The sequence below is a fragment of the Streptomyces sp. NBC_01235 genome, assembly GCF_035989285.1.
Taxonomy (GTDB): Bacteria; Actinomycetota; Actinomycetes; order Streptomycetales; family Streptomycetaceae; genus Streptomyces.
The window spans coordinates 2,181,502-2,200,854 of record NZ_CP108513.1; the positions used below are offsets into that span (position 1 = coordinate 2,181,502).

The 19,353-nt window shown below is 69.4% G+C and carries 15 protein-coding genes and 2 pseudogenes; 8 read left to right on the top strand and 9 right to left on the bottom strand.

What is annotated here, in order from left to right; genetic code table 11:
- Positions 1-5: 5 nt before the first annotated feature.
- Positions 6-923, bottom strand: a complete 918-nt coding sequence (locus OG289_RS09245) for a LysR family transcriptional regulator (protein WP_327313533.1) — start codon at positions 921-923, stop codon at positions 6-8.
- 212 nt (positions 924-1,135) lie between these two features.
- Here OG289_RS09245 and OG289_RS09250 point away from each other — a divergent pair, with 212 nt between their 5' ends.
- The 6 genes and pseudogenes from OG289_RS09250 (at position 1,136) to OG289_RS09270 (ending at position 8,274) form a co-directional block, all read left to right on the top strand.
- Positions 1,136-2,494 carry an MFS transporter gene (locus OG289_RS09250; RefSeq protein ID WP_327313534.1) on the top strand — a complete coding sequence of 453 codons (1,359 nt, stop codon included), beginning with the start codon at positions 1,136-1,138 and terminating at the stop codon, positions 2,492-2,494.
- The gene (locus OG289_RS09255) at positions 2,491-4,026 is read left to right on the top strand and encodes a class I adenylate-forming enzyme family protein (RefSeq protein ID WP_327313535.1); all 1,536 of its coding nucleotides are present in this window, start codon (positions 2,491-2,493) and stop codon (positions 4,024-4,026) included. Before OG289_RS09250 ends, OG289_RS09255 begins: the two co-directional genes overlap by 4 nt.
- Before the next feature lie 33 nt (positions 4,027-4,059).
- On the top strand, positions 4,060-4,830 hold the full coding sequence (locus OG289_RS09260; RefSeq protein WP_327313536.1) for an SDR family NAD(P)-dependent oxidoreductase: 771 nt from the start codon (positions 4,060-4,062) through the stop codon (positions 4,828-4,830).
- 401 nt (positions 4,831-5,231) lie between these two features.
- Complete coding sequence (locus OG289_RS09265) at positions 5,232-6,188, top strand: alpha/beta hydrolase fold domain-containing protein (RefSeq protein ID WP_327313537.1); 957 nt, start codon at positions 5,232-5,234, stop codon at positions 6,186-6,188.
- Between the two features lie 269 nt (positions 6,189-6,457).
- Positions 6,458-6,700, top strand: a pseudogene (locus tag OG289_RS49615) (DUF6351 family protein); the annotation flags it as partial.
- A 239-nt stretch (positions 6,701-6,939) separates the two neighbouring features.
- The gene (locus OG289_RS09270; protein WP_327313538.1) at positions 6,940-8,274 is read left to right on the top strand and encodes a hypothetical protein; all 1,335 of its coding nucleotides are present in this window, start codon (positions 6,940-6,942) and stop codon (positions 8,272-8,274) included.
- Between the two features lie 690 nt (positions 8,275-8,964).
- On the opposite strand, the pseudogene OG289_RS09275 reads toward OG289_RS09270, so the two are convergent.
- Together OG289_RS09275 and OG289_RS09280 are read right to left on the bottom strand one after the other, a co-directional pair.
- Positions 8,965-9,126 (bottom strand): annotated as a pseudogene (locus tag OG289_RS09275) (helix-turn-helix domain-containing protein); the annotation flags it as partial.
- Between the two features lie 136 nt (positions 9,127-9,262).
- Positions 9,263-10,015, bottom strand: a complete 753-nt coding sequence (locus OG289_RS09280) for an NADPH-dependent F420 reductase (protein WP_327313540.1) — start codon at positions 10,013-10,015, stop codon at positions 9,263-9,265.
- A 343-nt stretch (positions 10,016-10,358) separates the two neighbouring features.
- Here OG289_RS09280 and OG289_RS09285 point away from each other — a divergent pair, with 343 nt between their 5' ends.
- On the top strand, positions 10,359-10,952 hold the full coding sequence (locus OG289_RS09285) for a TetR/AcrR family transcriptional regulator (protein WP_327313541.1): 594 nt from the start codon (positions 10,359-10,361) through the stop codon (positions 10,950-10,952).
- 402 nt (positions 10,953-11,354) lie between these two features.
- Here the strand turns inward: OG289_RS09285 and OG289_RS09290 are convergent, their stop codons facing one another.
- A complete protein-coding gene (locus OG289_RS09290) occupies positions 11,355-12,347 on the bottom strand; it encodes an aldo/keto reductase (RefSeq protein WP_327313542.1) in 993 nt (330 codons plus the stop codon).
- A 119-nt stretch (positions 12,348-12,466) separates the two neighbouring features.
- On the opposite strand from OG289_RS09290, the gene OG289_RS09295 reads away from it, so the two are divergent.
- Positions 12,467-13,114, top strand: coding sequence for a TetR family transcriptional regulator (locus OG289_RS09295; protein ID WP_327313543.1), 648 nt, complete (start codon positions 12,467-12,469; stop codon positions 13,112-13,114).
- Between the two features lie 111 nt (positions 13,115-13,225).
- On the opposite strand, the gene OG289_RS09300 is transcribed toward OG289_RS09295, so the two are convergent.
- Genes OG289_RS09300 through OG289_RS09320 form a run of 5 tightly spaced genes read right to left on the bottom strand, consistent with a single transcriptional unit; the run spans position 13,226 to position 19,334 of the window.
- Complete coding sequence (locus OG289_RS09300; protein WP_327313544.1) at positions 13,226-14,692, bottom strand: CoA transferase; 1,467 nt, start codon at positions 14,690-14,692, stop codon at positions 13,226-13,228.
- Entirely contained in the window at positions 14,689-16,140 is a 1,452-nt protein-coding gene (locus tag OG289_RS09305) for an aldehyde dehydrogenase family protein (RefSeq protein WP_327313545.1), read from the bottom strand. Before OG289_RS09305 ends, OG289_RS09300 begins: the two co-directional genes overlap by 4 nt.
- A gap of 34 nt (positions 16,141-16,174) precedes the next feature.
- The gene (locus tag OG289_RS09310; RefSeq protein ID WP_327313546.1) at positions 16,175-17,710 is read right to left on the bottom strand and encodes an aldehyde dehydrogenase; all 1,536 of its coding nucleotides are present in this window, start codon (positions 17,708-17,710) and stop codon (positions 16,175-16,177) included.
- 36 nt (positions 17,711-17,746) lie between these two features.
- Positions 17,747-18,991, bottom strand: coding sequence for an NAD(P)/FAD-dependent oxidoreductase (locus tag OG289_RS09315; protein WP_327313547.1), 1,245 nt, complete (start codon positions 18,989-18,991; stop codon positions 17,747-17,749).
- A gap of 19 nt (positions 18,992-19,010) precedes the next feature.
- On the bottom strand, positions 19,011-19,334 hold the full coding sequence (locus OG289_RS09320; RefSeq protein ID WP_327313548.1) for a 2Fe-2S iron-sulfur cluster-binding protein: 324 nt from the start codon (positions 19,332-19,334) through the stop codon (positions 19,011-19,013).
- Between the last annotated feature and the right edge of the window lie 19 nt (positions 19,335-19,353).

The window sequence follows — 19,353 nt, forward strand, 5'->3', positions numbered from 1 at the left end:
AGGCTTCACACCCCCGGGGCGGAGGTGGTGGACAGCACGTTGCCCATCTCCTGCATCGTCCGCCTGAGTTGCTTCACCATGGCGGCGACCGCGGGGCGTCGCAGGGTGTCCTCGCGGGCGACGAGCCAGTAGGCCATGTCGACCGTGACCTCGTCGGGCAGCAGCCTGACGAGGCCACGGTGCGGAGCGATCATGAAGGTGGGCAGCAGCCCGATGCCGCCGCCGGCACATGTGGCCTCGATGTGGGCGAAGACGTTGGTGGACGTCACCGCGTCACGCATCTCGGGGAGATAGCGGCGTCCCACGTCCAGGTCGTCGACCTGGAGCATGGACGAAATGAAGTAGATCAGGCGATGCTGGGCCAGATCGTCGAAGCCCGTCGGCATGCCGTGACGCGCCAGATACTCGGGGGTGGCGTACAGGCCGAGGACGTACCCGCCGAGCCGGAGCGCCCGGGCTCGCAGCACGCGTGGCTCGCCGACGACGATCTCGATGTCCAGGCCGGAGCGGTGCTGCGCAGCGCGCCGGGTCGCGGAGACGATCTCTACGCTGATTCCCGGGTGGTCCTGGTGCAGACGGGCCGCCGCAGGGGCGGCGACGAACGTGGTGAAGCCGTCGGGCGCCGACAGCCGGACAACGTCCTCGATCTCCGCCCCGACCTCGGAGCCGGACTCCAACTTCTGCAGCACACCGTCGACTTGCTCCGCTGCCGCCAGCGCACGGCGGCCGAGGTCGGTGAGTTCCCATCCGGAAGCCGCACGGACGAGCAGCTTGCCGCCGACCGCACGCTCCAGCGCGGCGATCCGCCGCGAGACGGTGACCTGGTTGACACGCAGGGACTCGGCAGCCCTGCTGAACCGGCCGCTGCGGGCGACCTCCAGAAGGACAAGGAGATCGTCGGCGCTCGGACGCGAGGTCTGCATCTGCACATTTTTGCAGGGCGGTACTGCGAATCAAGCCCTTCACTGCTCATTGACCTGACTTTCCTGTCGATCGAGACTCTGTCGCACGCCACCCGCCGACGCGATCCACCTCGCAAGACGTGTGTACGGGACGCGTGTTGTGCCTCCGCGGTCCCTGGACCTGGTGCGCCCGGTCCGGCTCCGTCCCGCATCGACCACGGACAGGAACTTCCATGCCCCATAACCCCGCTCCCGAAGGTTCCCGCGGCCCCGCGCTGCGACGCATCGTGTACGCGTCCATGGCCGGCACGGTCGTCGAGTGGTACGAGTTCTTCCTCTACGCCACGGCAGCGACGCTGGTCTTCGGGAAGCTGTTCTTCCCACCCGGCGACAGCGAACTGGAGGGCATCCTCGCGGCGTTCGTGACGTACGCCGTCGGCTTCGCCGCCCGTCCGCTGGGCGGGCTGGTCTTCGGCTACTTCGGCGACCGGTTCGGCCGCAAGTCGCTCCTGCAGGTCAGCCTCGTCCTGGTGGGCGTCGCAACGTTCGGAATGGGGTGCGTCCCGAGCTTCGACGCGATCGGCTACGCGGCCCCGGTGATCCTCGTCGTCCTGCGCTTCGTCCAGGGCTTCGCGGTGGGCGGCGAGTGGGGAGGGGCGGTGCTCCTGGTCGCCGAGCACAGCCCCGACGCGCGACGCGGCTTCTGGTCGAGCTGGCCGCAGGCGGCCGTCCCGGTCGGGAACATCCTCGCCACAGCCGTCCTGCTGCTCCTCACCTCGACTCTGTCCGACGAGACCTTTCTCGCCTGGGGTTGGCGCATCGCCTTCTGGCTCTCCGCGGTGATCGTCCTGATCGGCTACTACGTACGCACGCACGTCACGGACGCGCCGGTGTTCCAGGCGGCGCAGGCCGAAGCCGCCCAGCGGTCGGCCGAGCAGTACGGCGTGTTCGAGGCGGTGCGCAGGTATCCCCGTGCGGTGCTCATCGCGATGGGTCTCCGGTTTGCCGAGAACCTCATGTACTACCTGGTGGTCACCTTCTCGATCACCTATCTGTCCGTCGTCGTGGAGACCGGCACCGAGCGCATCCTGCGCCTGCTGCTCCTCGCCCATGCCCTGCACTTCGTGGCAGTCCCGCTGGCCGGCGCCCTCACGGACCGGATAGGCCGTCGTCCCGTCTACGCGGCCGGTGCCGTCCTCAGCAGCGGCTGGGGTTTCATCGCCTTCCCGATGATGGACACCGCCCACGACGGCATCATCCTCGCCGCGATCGCGATCGGCCTGCTCGTGCACGCGCTGATGTACGCGGGGCAGCCCGCGCTGATGGCAGAGATGTTCCCCACCCGTATCCGCTACTCCGGGATCTCCCTCGGCTACCAGGTCACCTCGATCGCCGCCGGCTCGCTCGCGCCGATTGTTGCGGTCGCGCTCCTGGAGCGCTTCGACAGCTCAACCCCGATCGCCCTCTATCTCGCTGGGGCCTCGGTCGTCACCCTCGTCGCGGTTGCCTGCGCCAGGGAGACACGCGGCATCTCCCTGGCGGCCCTCGATCGTTCTGCCGACTCCCACCAGCGCAAGGAAGCCCGCATATGAATTCCGCTACCTTCCAGCACACTTGGGACTCGGCCGTGCGTCGGCACACCGACTCTCCCTTCCTCGTCTTCCGTGCGGAATCGGGAGAGGCGTCCGAATGGACGTACGGGGAGTTCGACGCCGTAGTGGCCCGTACGGCCGGTGGCTTGCGGGCCGCCGGGGTCAGCCCCGGCTCGGCGGTGCACGTCGCCCTGCGCAACTGCCCCGCCTTCGTGGCGCTTTGGCTGGCAGCGTCCCGTCTGGGCGCCTGTCTGGTGCCGGTCGATCCGGCCTCCTCCCCGCGCGACATCGCCCGGCAGGTGCGCCGGGTGCGGCCGGCGGTCGGAGTGTGTGCGTCCGCCCGCGAAGCCGTTTACCACGAGGGCGTGAGCACCAGGGTCCCGGCAGTTCTGGCGCTGGCGGAGGACGCCCGCGACGTGAACGGCGCGGAGACCCCCCTGTTCTGCACGGAGCGCGTGGAGAAGGGCGAGCGGGTGCAGCCCGATGACCGCCTCGCGGTCATGTTCACCTCCGGCACCACCTCGGAACCCAAGGGCGTGGTCCTCACCCAGGCCAACTACGCCCACGTTGCCACAGTGATGGCGAAGGTGGCACGGCTGCGACCGCACCACCGCTGGCACGTCGCCCTGCCCCTGTTCCATGCCAACGCCCAGTACTACTGCTTCGCACCGGCTATCGCCGTCGGCGCGAGCGTCGCACTGAGCTCTGCCTTCAGCGCCTCCGGATGGGTACCGCACGCCCGCGAGCTGGGGGTCACCCACGCGAGCCTGTTCGCCGCTCCGATCCGGATGATTCTGGCCCGCACCGCGAGCGAGGAGCCGCCGCTCCAACTGGAGCACGTGTGGTTCGCGCAGAGCCTGGGCGCCGAGCACTACGAACGGTTCGCGCGACTGGCCGGCACCCGCCCCCGGCAGCTGTACGGCATGACCGAAACAGTCGCGATCGTCAGTGCCGACTCGGGCGCGCACCCCGTCCACGACGTGATCGGCACCCCTGTCGCCGGCCGCCGCATCCGTGTGACGGACCCAGCGAACGGGAACGCGGCGGCACCGGGTGCGACGGGAGAACTCCACGTGCTCGGCACCCCCGGACGCGACCTCTTCGTCGGCTACCTCGACGACGAGGAGACCACTGCCAGGGCCTTCTCCACCGGGCCGGAGGGCACCTGGTTCGCCACCGGCGACCTCGTCTCCCGTGGCGTCGACGGCGTGCTGCGGTTCACCGGCCGCGTCGACGATGTCATCAAGGTGTCGGGCGAGAACGTCAGCCTCACCGAGGTCGAGGCTGCCGTGGCACAGGCCCCCGGTGTCCTGGAGGCAGCGGTCGTCGGTGTGTCCGACCCCCTGCGCGACACGGTCCCCGTCGCCTACGTCGTGGCCCGCGACCCCAACGAGCCACCCCACGCGGAAGACCTGGACGAGTGGGCCGTCCGCAACCTCGCGCCCGCAGCCCGACCACGCGCCTGGCACCTCATCGACGAACTCCCGCGCACCAGTGTCGGCAAGGTCCGACGCTTCCGCGTCGGCAACTGACACCCCACCCACGAGAGCATCCGGAGCACGACAGTGAGCGCACATTCTGCACCACCGAATCCGCACCCCCGCGTCGCCCTGGTCACCGGGGCCGCACAGGGCATCGGCGAAGCAATCGCCCAACGGTTCATCGCCGACGGCGACATCGCCGTTCTGCTGGACATCGCGCCGGCAGTCAAGGAGACGGCAGACCGGATCGGGGCTGCGGACGCGGTGCGCGTGGACGTACGCGACATCCCCGCACTTCAGTCCTCCGTACACGACGTCGCCACCCGCTTCGGCCGGCTCGACATCCTCGTCAACTGCGCGGGCACGTGCGGACGCGAATCCTTCGAGGAACTCAGTCCCGCCACCTGGCAGCGCGACATCGACACCAACCTCACCGCGATGGCGTTCGCCTGCCAGGCAGCGGTCTTCCCTCACATGAGGGGGCAAGGGAGCGGCCGCCTGATCAACATCGCTTCCGTCTCCGGCAAGGTCGGCGGCATCGGCCCGGTCGATCCGTCCGGCAGCGGCGGTCGATCCGGCGCGGCCTACACCTCGGCCAAGGCCGGAGCCATCAATCTGACCCGCTGGATCGCCCGACAGGTCGGCGCCTGGGGGATCACCGCGAACGCGGTGGCTCCCGGGCCGATCGCATCCCCCATGGCGGCAGGAGCCGAGTACGGCGTGTCCCAATCGCCCATACCCCGCATGGGCGAGCCCGCAGAGGTGGCGGCGGCCGTCGCTTACTTGGCCGGTCCCGATTCCTCCTACACGACCGGCACCTGCCTGCACGTCGACGGCGGATACGTGCTGGCGTAGGTACAAGAGAACACCGTCCGCGAGCCACACAACTCGCCTGGCCGGTAAAGGACTTCGACCACCGGGCAGAATCGGCTCGGAGGGAAAGGGGAACCGCCCGCAGTGGTCGACGTCGCTGTGACCGTAACAGCAGCGTCGGCAACTACCGCGTAGCCGCCCGCCCCGGCGTCGTCCGGCTCGACACGATCGGCCCCATGGCGCTGACGATGGCCGGGCAGATCCCCTCTCCCGGTTCACCGACCCCATGCTCGGGCTCGACGAGGAAGGCGTCCACGCACTGACCGCGGCGGCACGCGCCGAGACCGAAGGCGGTACTGGTGCCGAGGCCAACGCCCGTACCCCGCCCACACCCCTCCCACGCCGGCCGCCGCACAGCCCGCCCCTGACAAGAGGAGCCATCCATGATGAAGACGCATCCGCAGCACACGTTCCATCCCCAACTCGCCGAGCGCATACGGAAGGTGCCCGGCAAGCCGGCTGAAGACCTCACCGCCCGCGACTTCGACCCGCTCACCGAACCGTACGGTCCGTACGAGGACTGGGAGTTGGCGATCAACGAACGGGAGGTCCGGGGGCCGAAGACGCCGATCCCGGTGCGGGTCTACCGCCCGGCCGAGCCTGCGTCGTCCCCGCGCCCCTGTCTCGTCTGGATGCACGGCGGCGCCTGGGTCGGCGGTGACCTCGACATGCCCGAGGCGCACGAGACCGCCCGCGGGGTCGCTGGGCGGGCGGATGCCGTCGTCGTCTCCGTCGACTACCGCCTGTGCGGTGCGGAGGTGCACTTCCCCGCCCCGCACGACGATGTCGTCGCCGCCTACCGCTGGGTGCGCGACCATGTCGCCGAGCTCGGCATCGACCCGGCCCGCATCGCCGTCGGCGGGGCCAGCGCCGGCGGCACCCTCGCGGCCGGAGCCGCGCTGCGCCTGCGCGACGAGGGCGAAACCCCCTGGCAGGCACTGCTGATCTATCCGCTGGTGCACGCCCCGCTGCCTGAGCCCTCGGACGAACTCGGCGCCGCCCTCGCCGAACTCCCGGCTCCCTTCGCCCTGCTCACCGAACACCTGGACCAGGTGTTCGGCCCCTACCTGGGCGACGTACCGATCGAGGCAGCACCCCCGTACGCCTTCCCGGGCCTGGCGGGGGACCTGAGCGGCTTCCCGCCCACCTACATCGACAACGACGAGTTCGACCACCTGCGCAGCAGCGGCGAACTCTTCACCGACCAGCTCCGCTCAGCCGGGGTGGACGTGAAGCAGGCGATCTCGGCAGGGGTGCTGCACGGACACCTCAACCTCGTGGGCCTCGACACCGCGCACGCCACGCTCGACCGGATGGCAGACCGCCTGCGCAAGCGCTGACGGTCTGCGCTGCACGCTGCAGGACCACAGGAAGGCCGGCTACGGGGATCCGGAGGGCGAAAGAGTGGGGCCCGGTCGAGAAGAAGATCGGCCACGGCTTCGCCGACCGGCCCTACGACTGAAACGAAAGTATGGACCGGCTTCTTGACGCGAAGTAAAGCTCCGCCCTACCTTAACTCGACGTAAAGAATGTGGCGCTTCCCTGTAACGCCCACCCGCTCCCCTGTCCGCAACCACACGCACGGAGGAGAGATGCCCCTTTCCCGTTCGTGCCGTCGCGCAGCCGGGACGACATCGCGGTCGATGCATCCGTCGGCGAGCACGAGCGTGCGCTGGCGGTTGCTGACCGCTCCGGGCATGGCCGCGTCCCTGCTCCTGGCGACCCGCACCTCGCCGCCGGTGCCCGGGTCACGGACGACGTCACGAGGTGCCGGATCGTGCCGCTCGACCGCGACGCGTACGGACGGCACCTCACGGACGCGCAATGGGACCGCCTGCGCGCGATCTTCCCCGACGGCGTGTGCGGCCCACAGCCAGGAGAGCGTCGGCGCCCAGCCGTCCATCCCCTGGCTGACCTACGAACAGCGGCCCGACGGTGCCCCGTTGGGCTCCGCTCCGCATTCGCGTCTCACGGCGGAGTGAGCCACTCCCCCTCACTCCGGCTCGGCGCGCCGCCCCTGACCCCGGCGCGCCGAGCCGGGATCCACAACAGGCAATGGAGGCCAATGTGCGACGGAAGAGAAGGTTTGTCATGCTCGCGGTATGCACGGCAGTCACCCTGCTTTTGTCGTCCGCCGGCCCGGCCCGTGCGGACGATCCCGGCGGGAACGAGCCGCTGCCCGGCTACACGGACGGCACCCCACCGCTGGCCCCGCTCATGGTCGATGGCCAACCCACCCGCGTGGTCCAGGGCATGTACCGTCATGCGGCCTACTACCTGGAAGTTCCGCCCAAGTGGAACGGAGAGCTGGTCGTCTGGGCCCACGGCATGCAGGACAACGGGAAGGTCCTCAAGGCGGAGGCGCCGGTCAGCGGGCTGCGCAAGCAGTTCATCGAGGAGGGCTACGCCTGGGCCGCTTCGAGCTTTCCCACCACCGGCTACGACGTGGGTCCCGCGGTCACGAGCTCCCGGGATCTCGCCGAGTACGCCGCCACCGAACTGCTCGGTCACCGGCCCAAGCGCACCTACATCACCGGCGGTTCCATGGGCGGTCACGTGGTCGCCCGTTCGTTGGAGGAATACCCGGGGTACTACGTCGGTGCGCTGTCGCTGTGCGGGCAGGTTGCCGACCGCCGCGTCTACGACTACTTCCTCGACGCGAACCTCGCGGCCCAGGCCCTGTCCGGCGTCGACGCCTATCCGGCCGGGGACGACTACCAGACGGACGCGCTGCCGCTGATCGAGAAGCGGCTCGGCCTCACCGGCCTGAAGCCGGGCGAGAACCCCACGACCGTGGCCGGTCGGCAGTACCAGCAGATGTTCACCGAGCTGACCGGCGGCCCACGGCCAGGGGCGGACGCGGCCCTGGGCATCTACGTGCATGCCATGCTGGAGTCTGCGCCGGCCACGAGTGCCGGCTATCAGCAACAGAACCTCACCACGCGCTACAAGCCGACCACGCCGGTGGACATCAACCCGATCGTCGAGCGCGTGGCCCCGGACAGCTGGGACGAGCGCAACAGCATGGAGCTCAACAACATGCCCCGTGTTCTGGGCAAGCCGGGTGTTCCCGTGATGAGCATGCACACCATGGACGACATGCTCGTGCCGCTGTCCCTGGAGCAGACCTACACCAGGAGGGTGGCCGTCAACGGTCAGTCCGACCTGCTCGTCAACCGCGAGATCCGGTCCGCCATGCACTGCGACTTCTCCGACGCCGAACTCGGCAAGGCGTGGAAGGACCTCACCAGCTGGGTGGAGCGCCGCGAGGCTCGTGGAGACAAGGCGGCCCGCCCCGCCGGCGACGACGTCCTCAACCGGAAGAAGGTCGCGTCCTTGACATTCGGCTGCCGCTTCACCGACCCCGAGGCACCCGCAACGCCCACCAGCGAATCGCGGAAGCTCTTCCCCTCCTGCCCTAAGTAGGGTACGCCTCACGGGGGTTGGGGTTGACGCTCACCGACTCCGCCCCGCAGGCGCGCAACGGTCACGGCCGTCATAGCGACCGCCTGGCCCTCGCCGGACTGACGTCCGCCGTGGCGGCGCACACGCGAGGGGCAGCCGACCCGGGCCACTGTGCAGGGGCCTCTCGACTCGCCTGCCCCCGACGGCACAACACGACTGGCTCGCCCATGACCGTCCGACCCGGTATGAGAGCGTCCAGTCGACGGTGCGGGTGCCGATACTCGACGGCACCCGCCTCGCGCTGGCCGTCTCCCGGCGGTACCGGGACCGCTCGAGGGCGGTACCGGGACCCGCTCGAGGCTGCACGCACCCCTGGAAGGCCCAGGAAGCAGTGTCGACATTATCTGCGGCGAGGCATGGAGCAGCGAGCGGGATCTTCTCCTCATTGATGAGCTGTACGCCTTCGTGGCCCGGGACCCCCGGCTGCGCGCCGGCCGTCATGAGCGACTGTCTGCAGGCCGGCAGGGACGCTCTGACACAGCACTTCGACCCCGCCCCCGCCCCCGTCAACCGTGCCGACATCGTCGCGATCGTGCGGACCGTCGCGGAACGCCACAAGGATTCGGGGTCGCGTCAACGAGCTACGAGGACGATCCGCTGGAGCACTTCGCCGACGACTCCAGTCGTGTATAGGCGTGAACGCGGTCTTCCGGCGCGGCGCCATTGATAGACCGACTCCTCACTCACCTGTAACTCCCGGGCGATGCTCTGGACTTTCACGTCGTCTGTGAAGAGGTCAGCGGCCCGCATGCGTACCCCTTTCCGGCGCTTTCGCTGCTCGGCGGTCAGCCCGCCCGCGTCCGGATACCGCATACGTCCGGGCTACCAGCCCCGACGGATCTTGCAACCCAGCCCAACGAAACCCAGACGTTATACGCCAGGGTCAGTTCACAGACCTGCGGCAGCAATGGGCCCGCTTGCACCCCAGGCCTGGTCCCTGTCTTCTGGTTCAGTCCTGAACAAGAGTCGCGCGGGCATCGCCGGCTGAGCGCCGTACTGCGGTATCGGTCAGTTCCTTCACTGTGTCTGCGGGTACCAGGAGGCCCGAGGCCTCGGAGAACCAGTGCCACTTCTCCGCGTCGGTCAGCCCTTCGGGCTGTGCGGGCAGATACGGCTGGACGTAGACGGGGGTGCCCGGCTCGCTGCGCCAGCTGTCGGCAAGGGTTCCGATGTCGACAGCGTCGTAGCCCAGCGCATCCAGCAGCTCGGCCACCTGTGCCTTGGCGAGGTCGTCGTCGCCGGCGATGGGCAGGGCACTGCGGTCGTCGGCGCCGGCGGGCCGGGCGGAGGTGAACAGTCGCACGAAGTCGATGTTGTTGAAGGCCTTGACCACGTTGGAGTTGGCCAGGTGCCTCTGCACCAGGGCGCTGGAGGTCTGCTCGCCGGCATCGAGCTCGGGGATCCGGTCGTCGCGCTCAGGGTAGTAGTTCATAGTGTCGATGACGGTCTTGCCGACCAGGTCGGCGGCGGGGAGCTGCTGGTAGGTGTTCAGCGGGACCGTCGCCACGACCAGGTCACCGGCCTGTGCGGCCTCGGTGGGTGTGGCCGCGCGTGCGCGCTCGCCGAGTTCAGCGACAAGGTCGGAGAGGGTCTCGGGGCCGCGGGAGTTGCTCAGTACGACATTGAGGCCGGCGGCGACGGCGAGACGTGCCAGCGCGCTGCCGATGTTGCCGGCGCCGATGAGTCCGAGGGTCTTGGCCATGGGTCATGTCTCCATTTCGGTGGGTAGATGCGGGAATCACAATGCGATATTTCGACTGCGCAGGCTCAGGCCTTTGTCAGGGGCCACTGCTGACTGGACTGATCCAGGTGGCGCCGTCGGAGAAGAGGACGGCGACGGCGAAGTCGGCGGCCGCGCGCCGATACCGGTCACGCCGTCAGCAATAACGATCCGCTCGGCGCTGCAGACACCTCATGATTCTCTCCCACGCCGCACTGAATGAGCGCCCTTTTTGAAACACTCACCCCTCTGTGAAACTGAGTGTCATGCAGAGGACTGTAGCTCATCACTGTGAGTCGAGTTCAAGGGGAGGTAGGATCGCGGGGTGACTGGAGCAGTACGTACGACCACGAGAGACATCGCACGGGCCGCCATCCGGTCGGAGCTGGCCCACGTGGCCTTCGACCTGTTCCGCCGCGAAGGCTTCGAGAACGTCACCGTCAACGACCTGGCCACGGCCGCCGGAGTATCCCGCAGCACTTTCCTGCGCTACTTCGGCAGCAAGGAGGATGCTGTCCTTGGCGCCGTTGACGCTCAGGGCGAGCAGATCGCCGATGCTGTACGGGCCCGACCCACCGACGAAGACGACTGGACAGCATTGCGGCGCGCACTGGACACCGTCATCAGGTCCCACCGCCAGGACACGGACGGCGCACTCGCAATGTCCCAGCTGATCATGCAGACGCCCGCACTGTGTGCCCGCAGTCTGGAGAAGCAGAACGGCTGGCGCCCCGCCATCGCACAGGCGCTTGCCGAGCGCGGCGACCCGGCGCGGCCTCCCACTCTGGGCCCTCTGGTGCGCGCCGCCGCTGCGGTGGATTGTCTGAACATCGCGGTCAACCACTGGACCGCCTCCGACGGCCACTGCGACCTCGACGACCTGCTCGACGAAGCCTTCGCCGCACTCGCCCCGCGCTGAACAAGACGTCGGATTGGAGTATCCGGGTCGCACGCAAGGACGGCGCTCCACTTCGATGTCGTGGGGCGGGCCGCCGGTCGGTCGATCAGCCGGCGGATGACAGCGGGCCGGGTCGATGTCGGCCAAAAACCCTCCGCGCCGGAGCGACGCACGCTCCTCGCGGCCCTGCCTCCGGGGGAGCCACCGCCATGGACCGGTGGCCAGGTCAGCGGCTGTTCCCGTGACAGTCGAGCGGGGCAGCACCTGAGGTATCCGGGTGGGGCGAGCCATGCGCCGCCTGTCGAGGCCGAGCCGAGGCGAACAGATCTCGGGCCGGGCGTCCATCCAAGGGTTCCCCGACCGGACGCTCAGGGCGTTGGCCCCGCGGGTGCGGGGCCAATGATCTGCGGGAGTGCCTCAGCATCAGTCCGTTGACATGGCGGACAACATGCCAGCCGGGTATCGGCTTCCGGCCGATCCCTGGGGGAGGATCTGTGTGATCTGCTTGAGGTCGGCGTCGGTGAGTTCGACGTCGGCGGCTCCGGCGTTCTCCTCCACTCGTTCGGCGTTTCGGGTGCCGGGAATCGGAACCACGTCGTCACCCTGGGCGAGCAGCCAGGCCAGTGCGAGCTGGGCAGCGGTGATGCCCTTGGCTGCGGCAAGCTTCTTGAGCTGCTCGGTGGCGTGCAGGTTGTACGTGTAGTTCTCGCCCTGCCAGCGCTCGTCCCAGCTGCGCATGTCGTCCGCCGGGTACTCGGCGGCGGGCTTGACCACGCCGGTCAGGAAGCCGCGGCCCAGCGGGGAGTAGGGCACCAGGCCGATGCCCAGCTCGCGCAGGGCCGGCAGGGTCTTCTCCTCCACCTCGCGTTCGAAGATCGAGTACTCGAACTGCAGAGCCGTGACCGGGGTGACGGCATGGGCGCGGCGGATGTACTGCGGGCCGACGTTGCTCAGGCCGAAGTACTTCACCTTGCCCTCGGCGATCAGTTCGCCGACGACACCCGCGACCTCCTCGACCGGCACCTCGGGGTCGGAGACGTGCTGATAGAAGAGGTCGATGTAGTCGGTCTGCAGGTAGCGCAGGCTGCTCTCGGCGACCTTGCGGATGTTCTCCGGGCGGCTGTTGAACCCTGCACCGATCTGCTGCGCGGTCATGTCGTAACCGAACTTGGTGGCCAGGACCACCTTGTCACGGAAGTCCTTCACAGCCTTGCCGAGCAGGATCTCGTTGCTGCCGGTGCCGACGCCGTACAGCTCGGCGGTGTCGAAGAAGTCGATCCCGAGTTCGTGCGCACGGCGGATGGTGGCGATGCTCTCCTCCTCGTTCGAGGAGCCGTAGGCGAGGGTCATCCCCATGGTGCCGAGTCCGAGCGCGGAGACGCGAAGGCCTTGGGAGCCCAGATTGCGGTGATGCATGAGTTTCTCCATACGTAGCTGTCAGCCAGGCCATCGTCAAACCAGACTGTTTGGTTTGAGTGTAGGCGCCAGTCGCCTGCAATGCCAAACCAAACAGTTCGGCCGCTTATCCTGGTCGTATGCCTCGCCCCGCCACCACCGACCCGACCGCCGAGCCCGCTGCCCCTGACGGCGCCGACTCAACCCGTGAACGCATCGTCACCGCCGCCACGGATGAGTTCGCCCGTCACGGAATCGCCGGCGCCCGGGTGGACCGCATCGCCAAGCAGGCCAGGACCAGCAAGGAACGCGTCTACGCGTACTTCCGCGGCAAGGAAGCGCTCTACGGCCACGTTGCAGCCAAGGAGCTGACCGAGCTCGCGGAGGCCACCAAGATGGATCCGGCCGACCTGCCCGGCTACGCGGGCTGTCTCTTCGATCACTTCACGGCCCGCCCCGATCACCACCGCCTGATCACCTGGGGACGCCTCGAACTGGCCGACTCGGCTGTAGCCGACACCGGAGGCGATCCCACAAGGGCGGCCATCGCCCGCAAGCTCGACCAGCTCCGGCAGGCGCAGCGGGCCGGACAGCTCGACCCCGCATGGGACCCGGTCCACGTCCTCGCCCTGGTCAACCAAATCGCCACCACATGGGCCGCTCAGCCCGAGATTGGTGCGGCCGCCGCCGAACAGGCCGCAGACAACTCCACCTCCGCCCGCCGGGAAGCCGTCGTGGCCGCGGTCGAGCGCCTCTTCCCACGCATGAAGCAGGGACGAGCCGGCTGACCGGTTCGGGATCGGCTACCGGGGCGCCGTGCACTCACCGCCACGACGGCTGGGGACGGCAGCGCCCTGAGCGCGGAACTTGTTCTACGGCCGGGGCGAGTCCGGTCGAGGTCAGCCCGAGGTGGACCACATCGGGGCAGATGAGCCTGCCGCCTCGAACGGCCGCTCCCAGAAGAGCGGGGTCTCCTCGATCGCGACGGGGAACCTGAGCCGCTTCACCGGACGGCCGTCACCGCTGACGAAGATGCGCTCCTCGTACGGCCCGTGGAGGGGCAGGCGGATCTCCGGTTCCTCGGCGACGTGGCCCGCGCTGATCAGCATCGCGGCGGTTCGGGCGAGCGAGAGACGGGAGACAGAGCCTTCACCTGTCGTCACTCGATGCGTCAGCCCCCGGATCGCGGCGCCGGCGATCTGGTATCCGGTCGCGAAGTCGAGTGCCTCGACGGGCAGGTGCCGGGGCCGGTCGGCGCCGACGAGCCTGCCGAGCGCGTTGATCGGTGTCCTGTTCTCCGGGTCGGCGAGGGCCCAGGCCGTCGTCGCGTCGGCGAGGCCGCTGCTGAACTGGACCAGGGTGTCGAAGCCTCTGCGGTCCTTCCATGGCCCTGTCCAGCCGTAGGCGTTGAGCGCCACTTCCACCAGGCCGGGTCGTACGGCGGCCCGGACCTCCGGGGCGACGAGGCTGTCCAGGCCCCCGGGGCGGTAGCCGTGGACGAGCACGTCCGCCTCGGACAGCAGCTTGAGGAACCGGTCGCGGCCGTCCTCGGTCCGCAGATCGAGGAACGCCCACCGCTTGCCCAGCATGATGTCGCTGCCCCGCCCGAAGACGCTGCTCTCGTCGGAGCCGGGTCGGTCGAGGCGCAGCACCTCGGCACCGGCGGCCGCCAGGAAGCGGGTCGCCATCGGTCCGGAGATGACCCGGGTCAGGTCGAGCACGCGAATGCCGGCCAGCGGACGTCCCGGTGTCGGCTTCCAGGCGTCGCCGCCCGCTTCACCGGTCTCGATGTGCACGACGGGTTCCGTGGCCACGGCCCGGCCCTGAGCGTGTCGTCGCCATTCCTCGACCGAGCGGCTGACCGCGACAGCCGCGCCCGCGTCCACCAGGAGCCGCTCGATGTCCTCCGCGGGATGCTTGCGGATCTCGGTCTCGAACTCGTCCCGGTCCTCCCTCGTTCCGAGGGCGTGCGCGATGCGGGAACGCAGCGTCGGAAACGTGGCCTGCATGCGAAGCCATCGGTCGTCGGCCGTCTGGAACTCGCACATCCAGGTGTGGGAGACCTGCTGCCGCGCCGAGGGGTCGAGGGGCTGAGATGGGCCGACCGGCAGATCGAACCATCCGCTGGCAAGGATCCGGTCCACCCTTACCCGCGCTCCCCTGCCGCCGACCGTGGCGAGGAGGTCGCTGAGGGCCAGCCCTGCTGCGGCGAACGACGCCGCGGCCAGGTCGGTCACCGCGAACGGCGACCGCAATGCACCGTGTCCCTCGAACCGCACTCGGTCCAGCGCTTCCTTCTGCCCTCCCAGCGAGTCCCAGATCTCGGAGAGGAAACCCCGCGCGGCGGGGTGATCGCAGTCGTTCATGGCGCCGTCCTTTCGGTGCCCGTCGGTGCCGGGAGCTGCAGTGCCTTCGGCTGGAGGAACTCCTCCAGGCCGTGGACGCCCAGTTCACGGCCGTTGCCGGACTGCTTGTAGCCGCCGAATGGGGCGAGCAGGTTCAAGCGTGCGCCGTTGATGTGGACCATGCCGGTGTCCAGGCCACGGGCGAAGGCGACGGCACGTTCCTCGCTGGCCGAGAACACCGCGCCGGACAGTCCGTACAGGGAGTTGTTCGCGATCCGCAGGGCGTCCTCCTCGTCCCCGTATGCCATGAGGACGATGACCGGGCCGAAGATCTCCTCCTGGGCGATGGTCATGTCCTCGGTGACATCGGCGAAGACCGTGGGGCGCACGTAGTAGCCGGTGAGCAGGCCGGCCGGGGGCTCGACACCGCCGGTCACCAGCCGGGCACCCTGGCCGACGGCGTCGACGATGTACGCGCGCACCCGGTCGCGCTGGGCCGCCGAGGCGACGGGGCCGACCTGGGTCCGCTCGTCGGCGGGATCGCCCACGACCGTGCTCTCGGCCGCCTCCCTGGCCAGTTCCACCGCGCGCTCGTAGGCATCGCGGTGCACGAGCATCCGGGTCCACGCCGTGCAGGTCTGGCCCGAGTTGCTCAGGACGTTGGCCACCCCGTCGCGGACCGCGGAGTCCAGGTCGGCGTCGGGGAGGATGATGTTGGCGGACTTGCCGCCGAGTTCGAGTGCGACCTTCTTGACGGTGGCCGCGGCGAGTTCGCCGATGCGTTTTCCGGCTCGGGTCGATCCGGTGAAGGAGACCATGTCGACGCCTGGATGGGCGACCAGTGCCTCACCGGCGACGGAGCCGATGCCGGGCACGAGGTTGAAGACGCCGGCGGGGAGTTCGATGGAGTCGACGATCTCGGCGAGGAGGTAGGCGTTGAGCGGGGTCACCTCGGACGGCTTGAGCACGACGGTGCAGCCTGCGGCCAGGGCGGCCGCCACCTTGGCGACGACCTGGTGCAGCGGGTAGTTCCAGGGGGTGATGGCGGCGACGACGCCGACCGGCTCCTTGACGACGAGCGAGGTGGCGATGCGCTCCTCGAACTCGTACGTCTCCAGCAGCCGGGCATACGACTCGGCGACCGCGATCGGCAGCCCCGCCTGGACCGTCTGGGACAGCTGTCGCGGCGCGCCCATCTCCGCGGTGATGGTCGCGGCGATCTCGTCGGCGCGCTCCACCAGGCCCTGGTGGAGCCGGTCCAGGAAGGCCTTGCGTTCGGCGGGGGTGGTGCGGGACCAGCCGGGCAGCGCCGCGCGGGCGGCGGCGACGGCCGCGTCGACGTCCTTCGCGGAGGCGGCCGGCACGGTGGCGATGACCTGCTCGGTGGCCGGGTTGACCACCTCGGTCGTCTCGTCGCCGGAGGCCTGACACCAGGCGCCGTCGATGTAGAAGTTCTTGTGTTCGAGCACGATGTCCGAAACTCCCTCTTCGTGGTGGCGCATGTCAGTGGCGGCCGAACATCTGCGGGTTGCCCTCGTCGATCCAGACGGACTTGGTCTCGGTGTAGTCGTCGAGCGCGTCGGGGCCCAGTTCGCGGCCGATGCCGCTCTGCTTGAACCCGCCGAACGGCACGGCGTAGTGGACGACGCGGTAGGCGTTGACCCAGACCGTGCCGGCGCGCAGCCGCTTGACCATGCGGTGGGCGCGGCCGATGTCCCCCGTCCACACGGCAGCGGCGAGACCGAAATCGATGTCGTTGGCGAGCCGGGCCGCGTCGTCCTCGCCGCTGAACCGCACGACGCCGGCCACGGGCCCGAAGATCTCCTCCTGGGCGAGCCGTGAGGAGTTGTCGACGCCGGAGAAGACGGTGGGCCGGACGAAGAGGCCGCGGGCCAGCTCCGTGGTGGAGGCGTCCCGGACACCGCCCGCGGCCAGGCGCGCCCCTTCGGACTGCCCGATGTCGATGTAGTCGAGGACCTTGTCGAACTGGTTGCGGCAGGCGAGCGGGCCCACGTCGGTCGCCGGGTCGAGCGGGTCGCCCAGGACCAGCTTGTCCGCGGCCGCCGACAGGGCGTCGACGAACTCGTCGTACACGCTGTCCTCGACCAGGACCCGGGAGCCTGCCATGCAGGTCTGACCGGTCGCCGCGAAGATGCCGCCCATGACTCCGTGCACGGCGTTGTCGAGATCGGCGTCGGCGAAGACGATGTTGGGTGACTTTCCGCCGAGTTCCAGGGTGACCCGCCCGATGCGGGGTGCGGCGGCGTTGAGCATGGCCTTGCCCGCCGCGGTCGATCCGGTGAACGCGATCTTGTCCACGCCGGGGTGTCCTGTCAGCGCGGCGCCGGTCGGCTGCCCGAAGCCGGTGACGACGTTGACGACGCCCTTGGGGAAGCCGGCCTCCTCACACAGTTCGGCGAGGCGCAGGGTGGAGGTGGGAGTCACCTCGGACGGCTTGATGACGAGCGTGCACCCGGCCGCGAGCGCGGGAAACAGCTTCCACGACAGCAGGGTCAGCGGCGAGTTCCACGGGGTGATCGCCGCGACGACGCCGACTGGCTCAGGCACGGTGTATGCGGTGAAGCCGGGGTGGGCGGAAAGGGTGGAGCCGTGGTGGTTCTCCGCGAGCCCCGCCACGTAGCGGGCGTGGGCCGCCAGCGCCCGTGCTCCGGGCAGCATCTCGCTGATGAGTTTGCCGTTCTCGTGGATCTGGATGAAGGCCAGTTCCTCGGCGTGCTCCTCGATGAGGTCGGCGAGCTTGCGCAGCAGGCCTGCGCGCAGCGCGGCGGGGGTGCGTGACCAGCCGTCCTCGTCGAAGGCCCGCCTGGCCGCACGTACGGCCCGGTCGACGTCCTCCGCGGTGGCGGCGGGGACGCGACCCCAGGAACGGTTCTCGTACGGGTCGAGGCAGGAGAAGGTCTCGCCGCCGGAGGCGGGTACCCACTCGCCGTCGATGAGCATCAGGTAGTCGCGGTCCATCCCGGCCGGGAAGCGCTCCGAGCGCGAGGGGGCCGCCGTGGCCGCCGTGTGGTCCGTCATTTCTCGTTTTCCCATCTGAGTGGTTCTCTGCGTGGCTCAGAGCAGTTGCTTGAGGGGGACCGACAGGTCCTGGAGCGCTTCCGGGGCGACCTGGGCGCGGGCCGCGACCAGCTTTCTGGCGGCGGTGAAGTCCCGGGGGCTGCAGACCACGTCCGCGGCGCGGACCTGGCCGTCCTTGAGGTAGAAGGCCGCGAACGACCGCCCGGCCTCGGCAGTGCCGCGGATGACGACGTCGTCGTATCCGGTGGACAGCCCTGTGGTCTGGAGCTTGACGTCGTACTGGTCGGACCAGAACCACGGGATGGCGGTGTACGGCTGAGGGTTTCCGGTCACGGTGGCGGCGGCGACCCTGGCCTGTTCGGAGGCGTTGGGCACCGACTCCAGTCTGCGGCGTCCGCCGTGCTCGCCGCAGGGGTGGCTGGTGCAGTCGCCTATGGCAAGGACGGCGGGGTCCTCGGTACGGCAGTGCTCGTCCACGACGATTCCGTTGTCGACGGCGAGCCCGGCCTGCTCGGCGAGTTCGGTGTTGGGGACCAGTCCGATGCCGACGAGGACGATGTCAGCGTCGATCCGCTCGCCGCTCTTGAGTTCCACGGCGGCCACCGAGCCGTCAGGGGCGAAGGCGAAGCCGGTCACCGCGGTGTCGACGCGGATGTCCACGCCCTCCTCCGCGTGCACCCGCTGGTAGAACGCGGAGACCTGCGGCGCGGTCACCCGGGCCAGGACGCGGGGCAGCGCTTCCAGGACCGTCACCTCCAGACCGAGCTGTCGGGCGACGGCGGCCACTTCGAGCCCGACGTAACCGCCGCCGACGACGACGAGGCGGGCGCCCGGCACGAAGCGGTGCCGCATGGCGGTCACGTCGGCGAGGGTTCTGAGGTAGTGGACGTTGGGCGCGTCGTCGAGTCCAGGGGCGGGCAGTCTGCGCGCGCGCCCGCCGGTGGCGAGCACCAGGTGCGCGTACGGCAGCCGCTCACCATCCGCGAGGATCACGTGGCGGGCGGTCCGGTCGATCGCGGTCACCCGGGTGCCGGTGCGCAGGTCGATGCCCTGCTGCTCGTACATGGCGGGCGGCCGGATGTGCAGGTCCTCGGCTGTGGCCTTGCCGGACAGGTACGCCTTGGACAGCGGCGGGCGGGCGTAGGGGTAGCCGGGTTCCTCGCCGACGAGGGTCACAGGCCCCTGGTGGCCGGCCATGCGCAGGGAGGCGACGAAGTCCGCGCCGGCCTGACCGCCGCCGACCACGACGATACGGTCGGTCGCACTGGGTTCGATGTTCATGGTGTGCTCCCGCCCCGTCCTACTTCTGGGTCTTCGGGATGTGCACGACGATGCCGTCCAGCGAGGCGTCCAGCGTGATCTGGCAGCACAGCCGGCTGGCGTCGGTGGGTTCCTCGGAGGTCGCCTCCAGCATCTCCTCCTCGTCCTCCGACCGCGCGGGCAGCGCCCCGAGCCACTGCTCGTCCACGAAGACGTGACAGGTGGCGCAGGACAGCTCGCCACCGCATTCGGCGACGATTCCGGGTACCAGATTGGCAGTGGCGGCCTGCATGACAGAGGCTCCGTCGGCGGCGTCGGCCTCCTGCTTGGTGCCGTCCGGACGGACGAATACGACACGGGGCATGGCGGTCTCCTGATCAGGT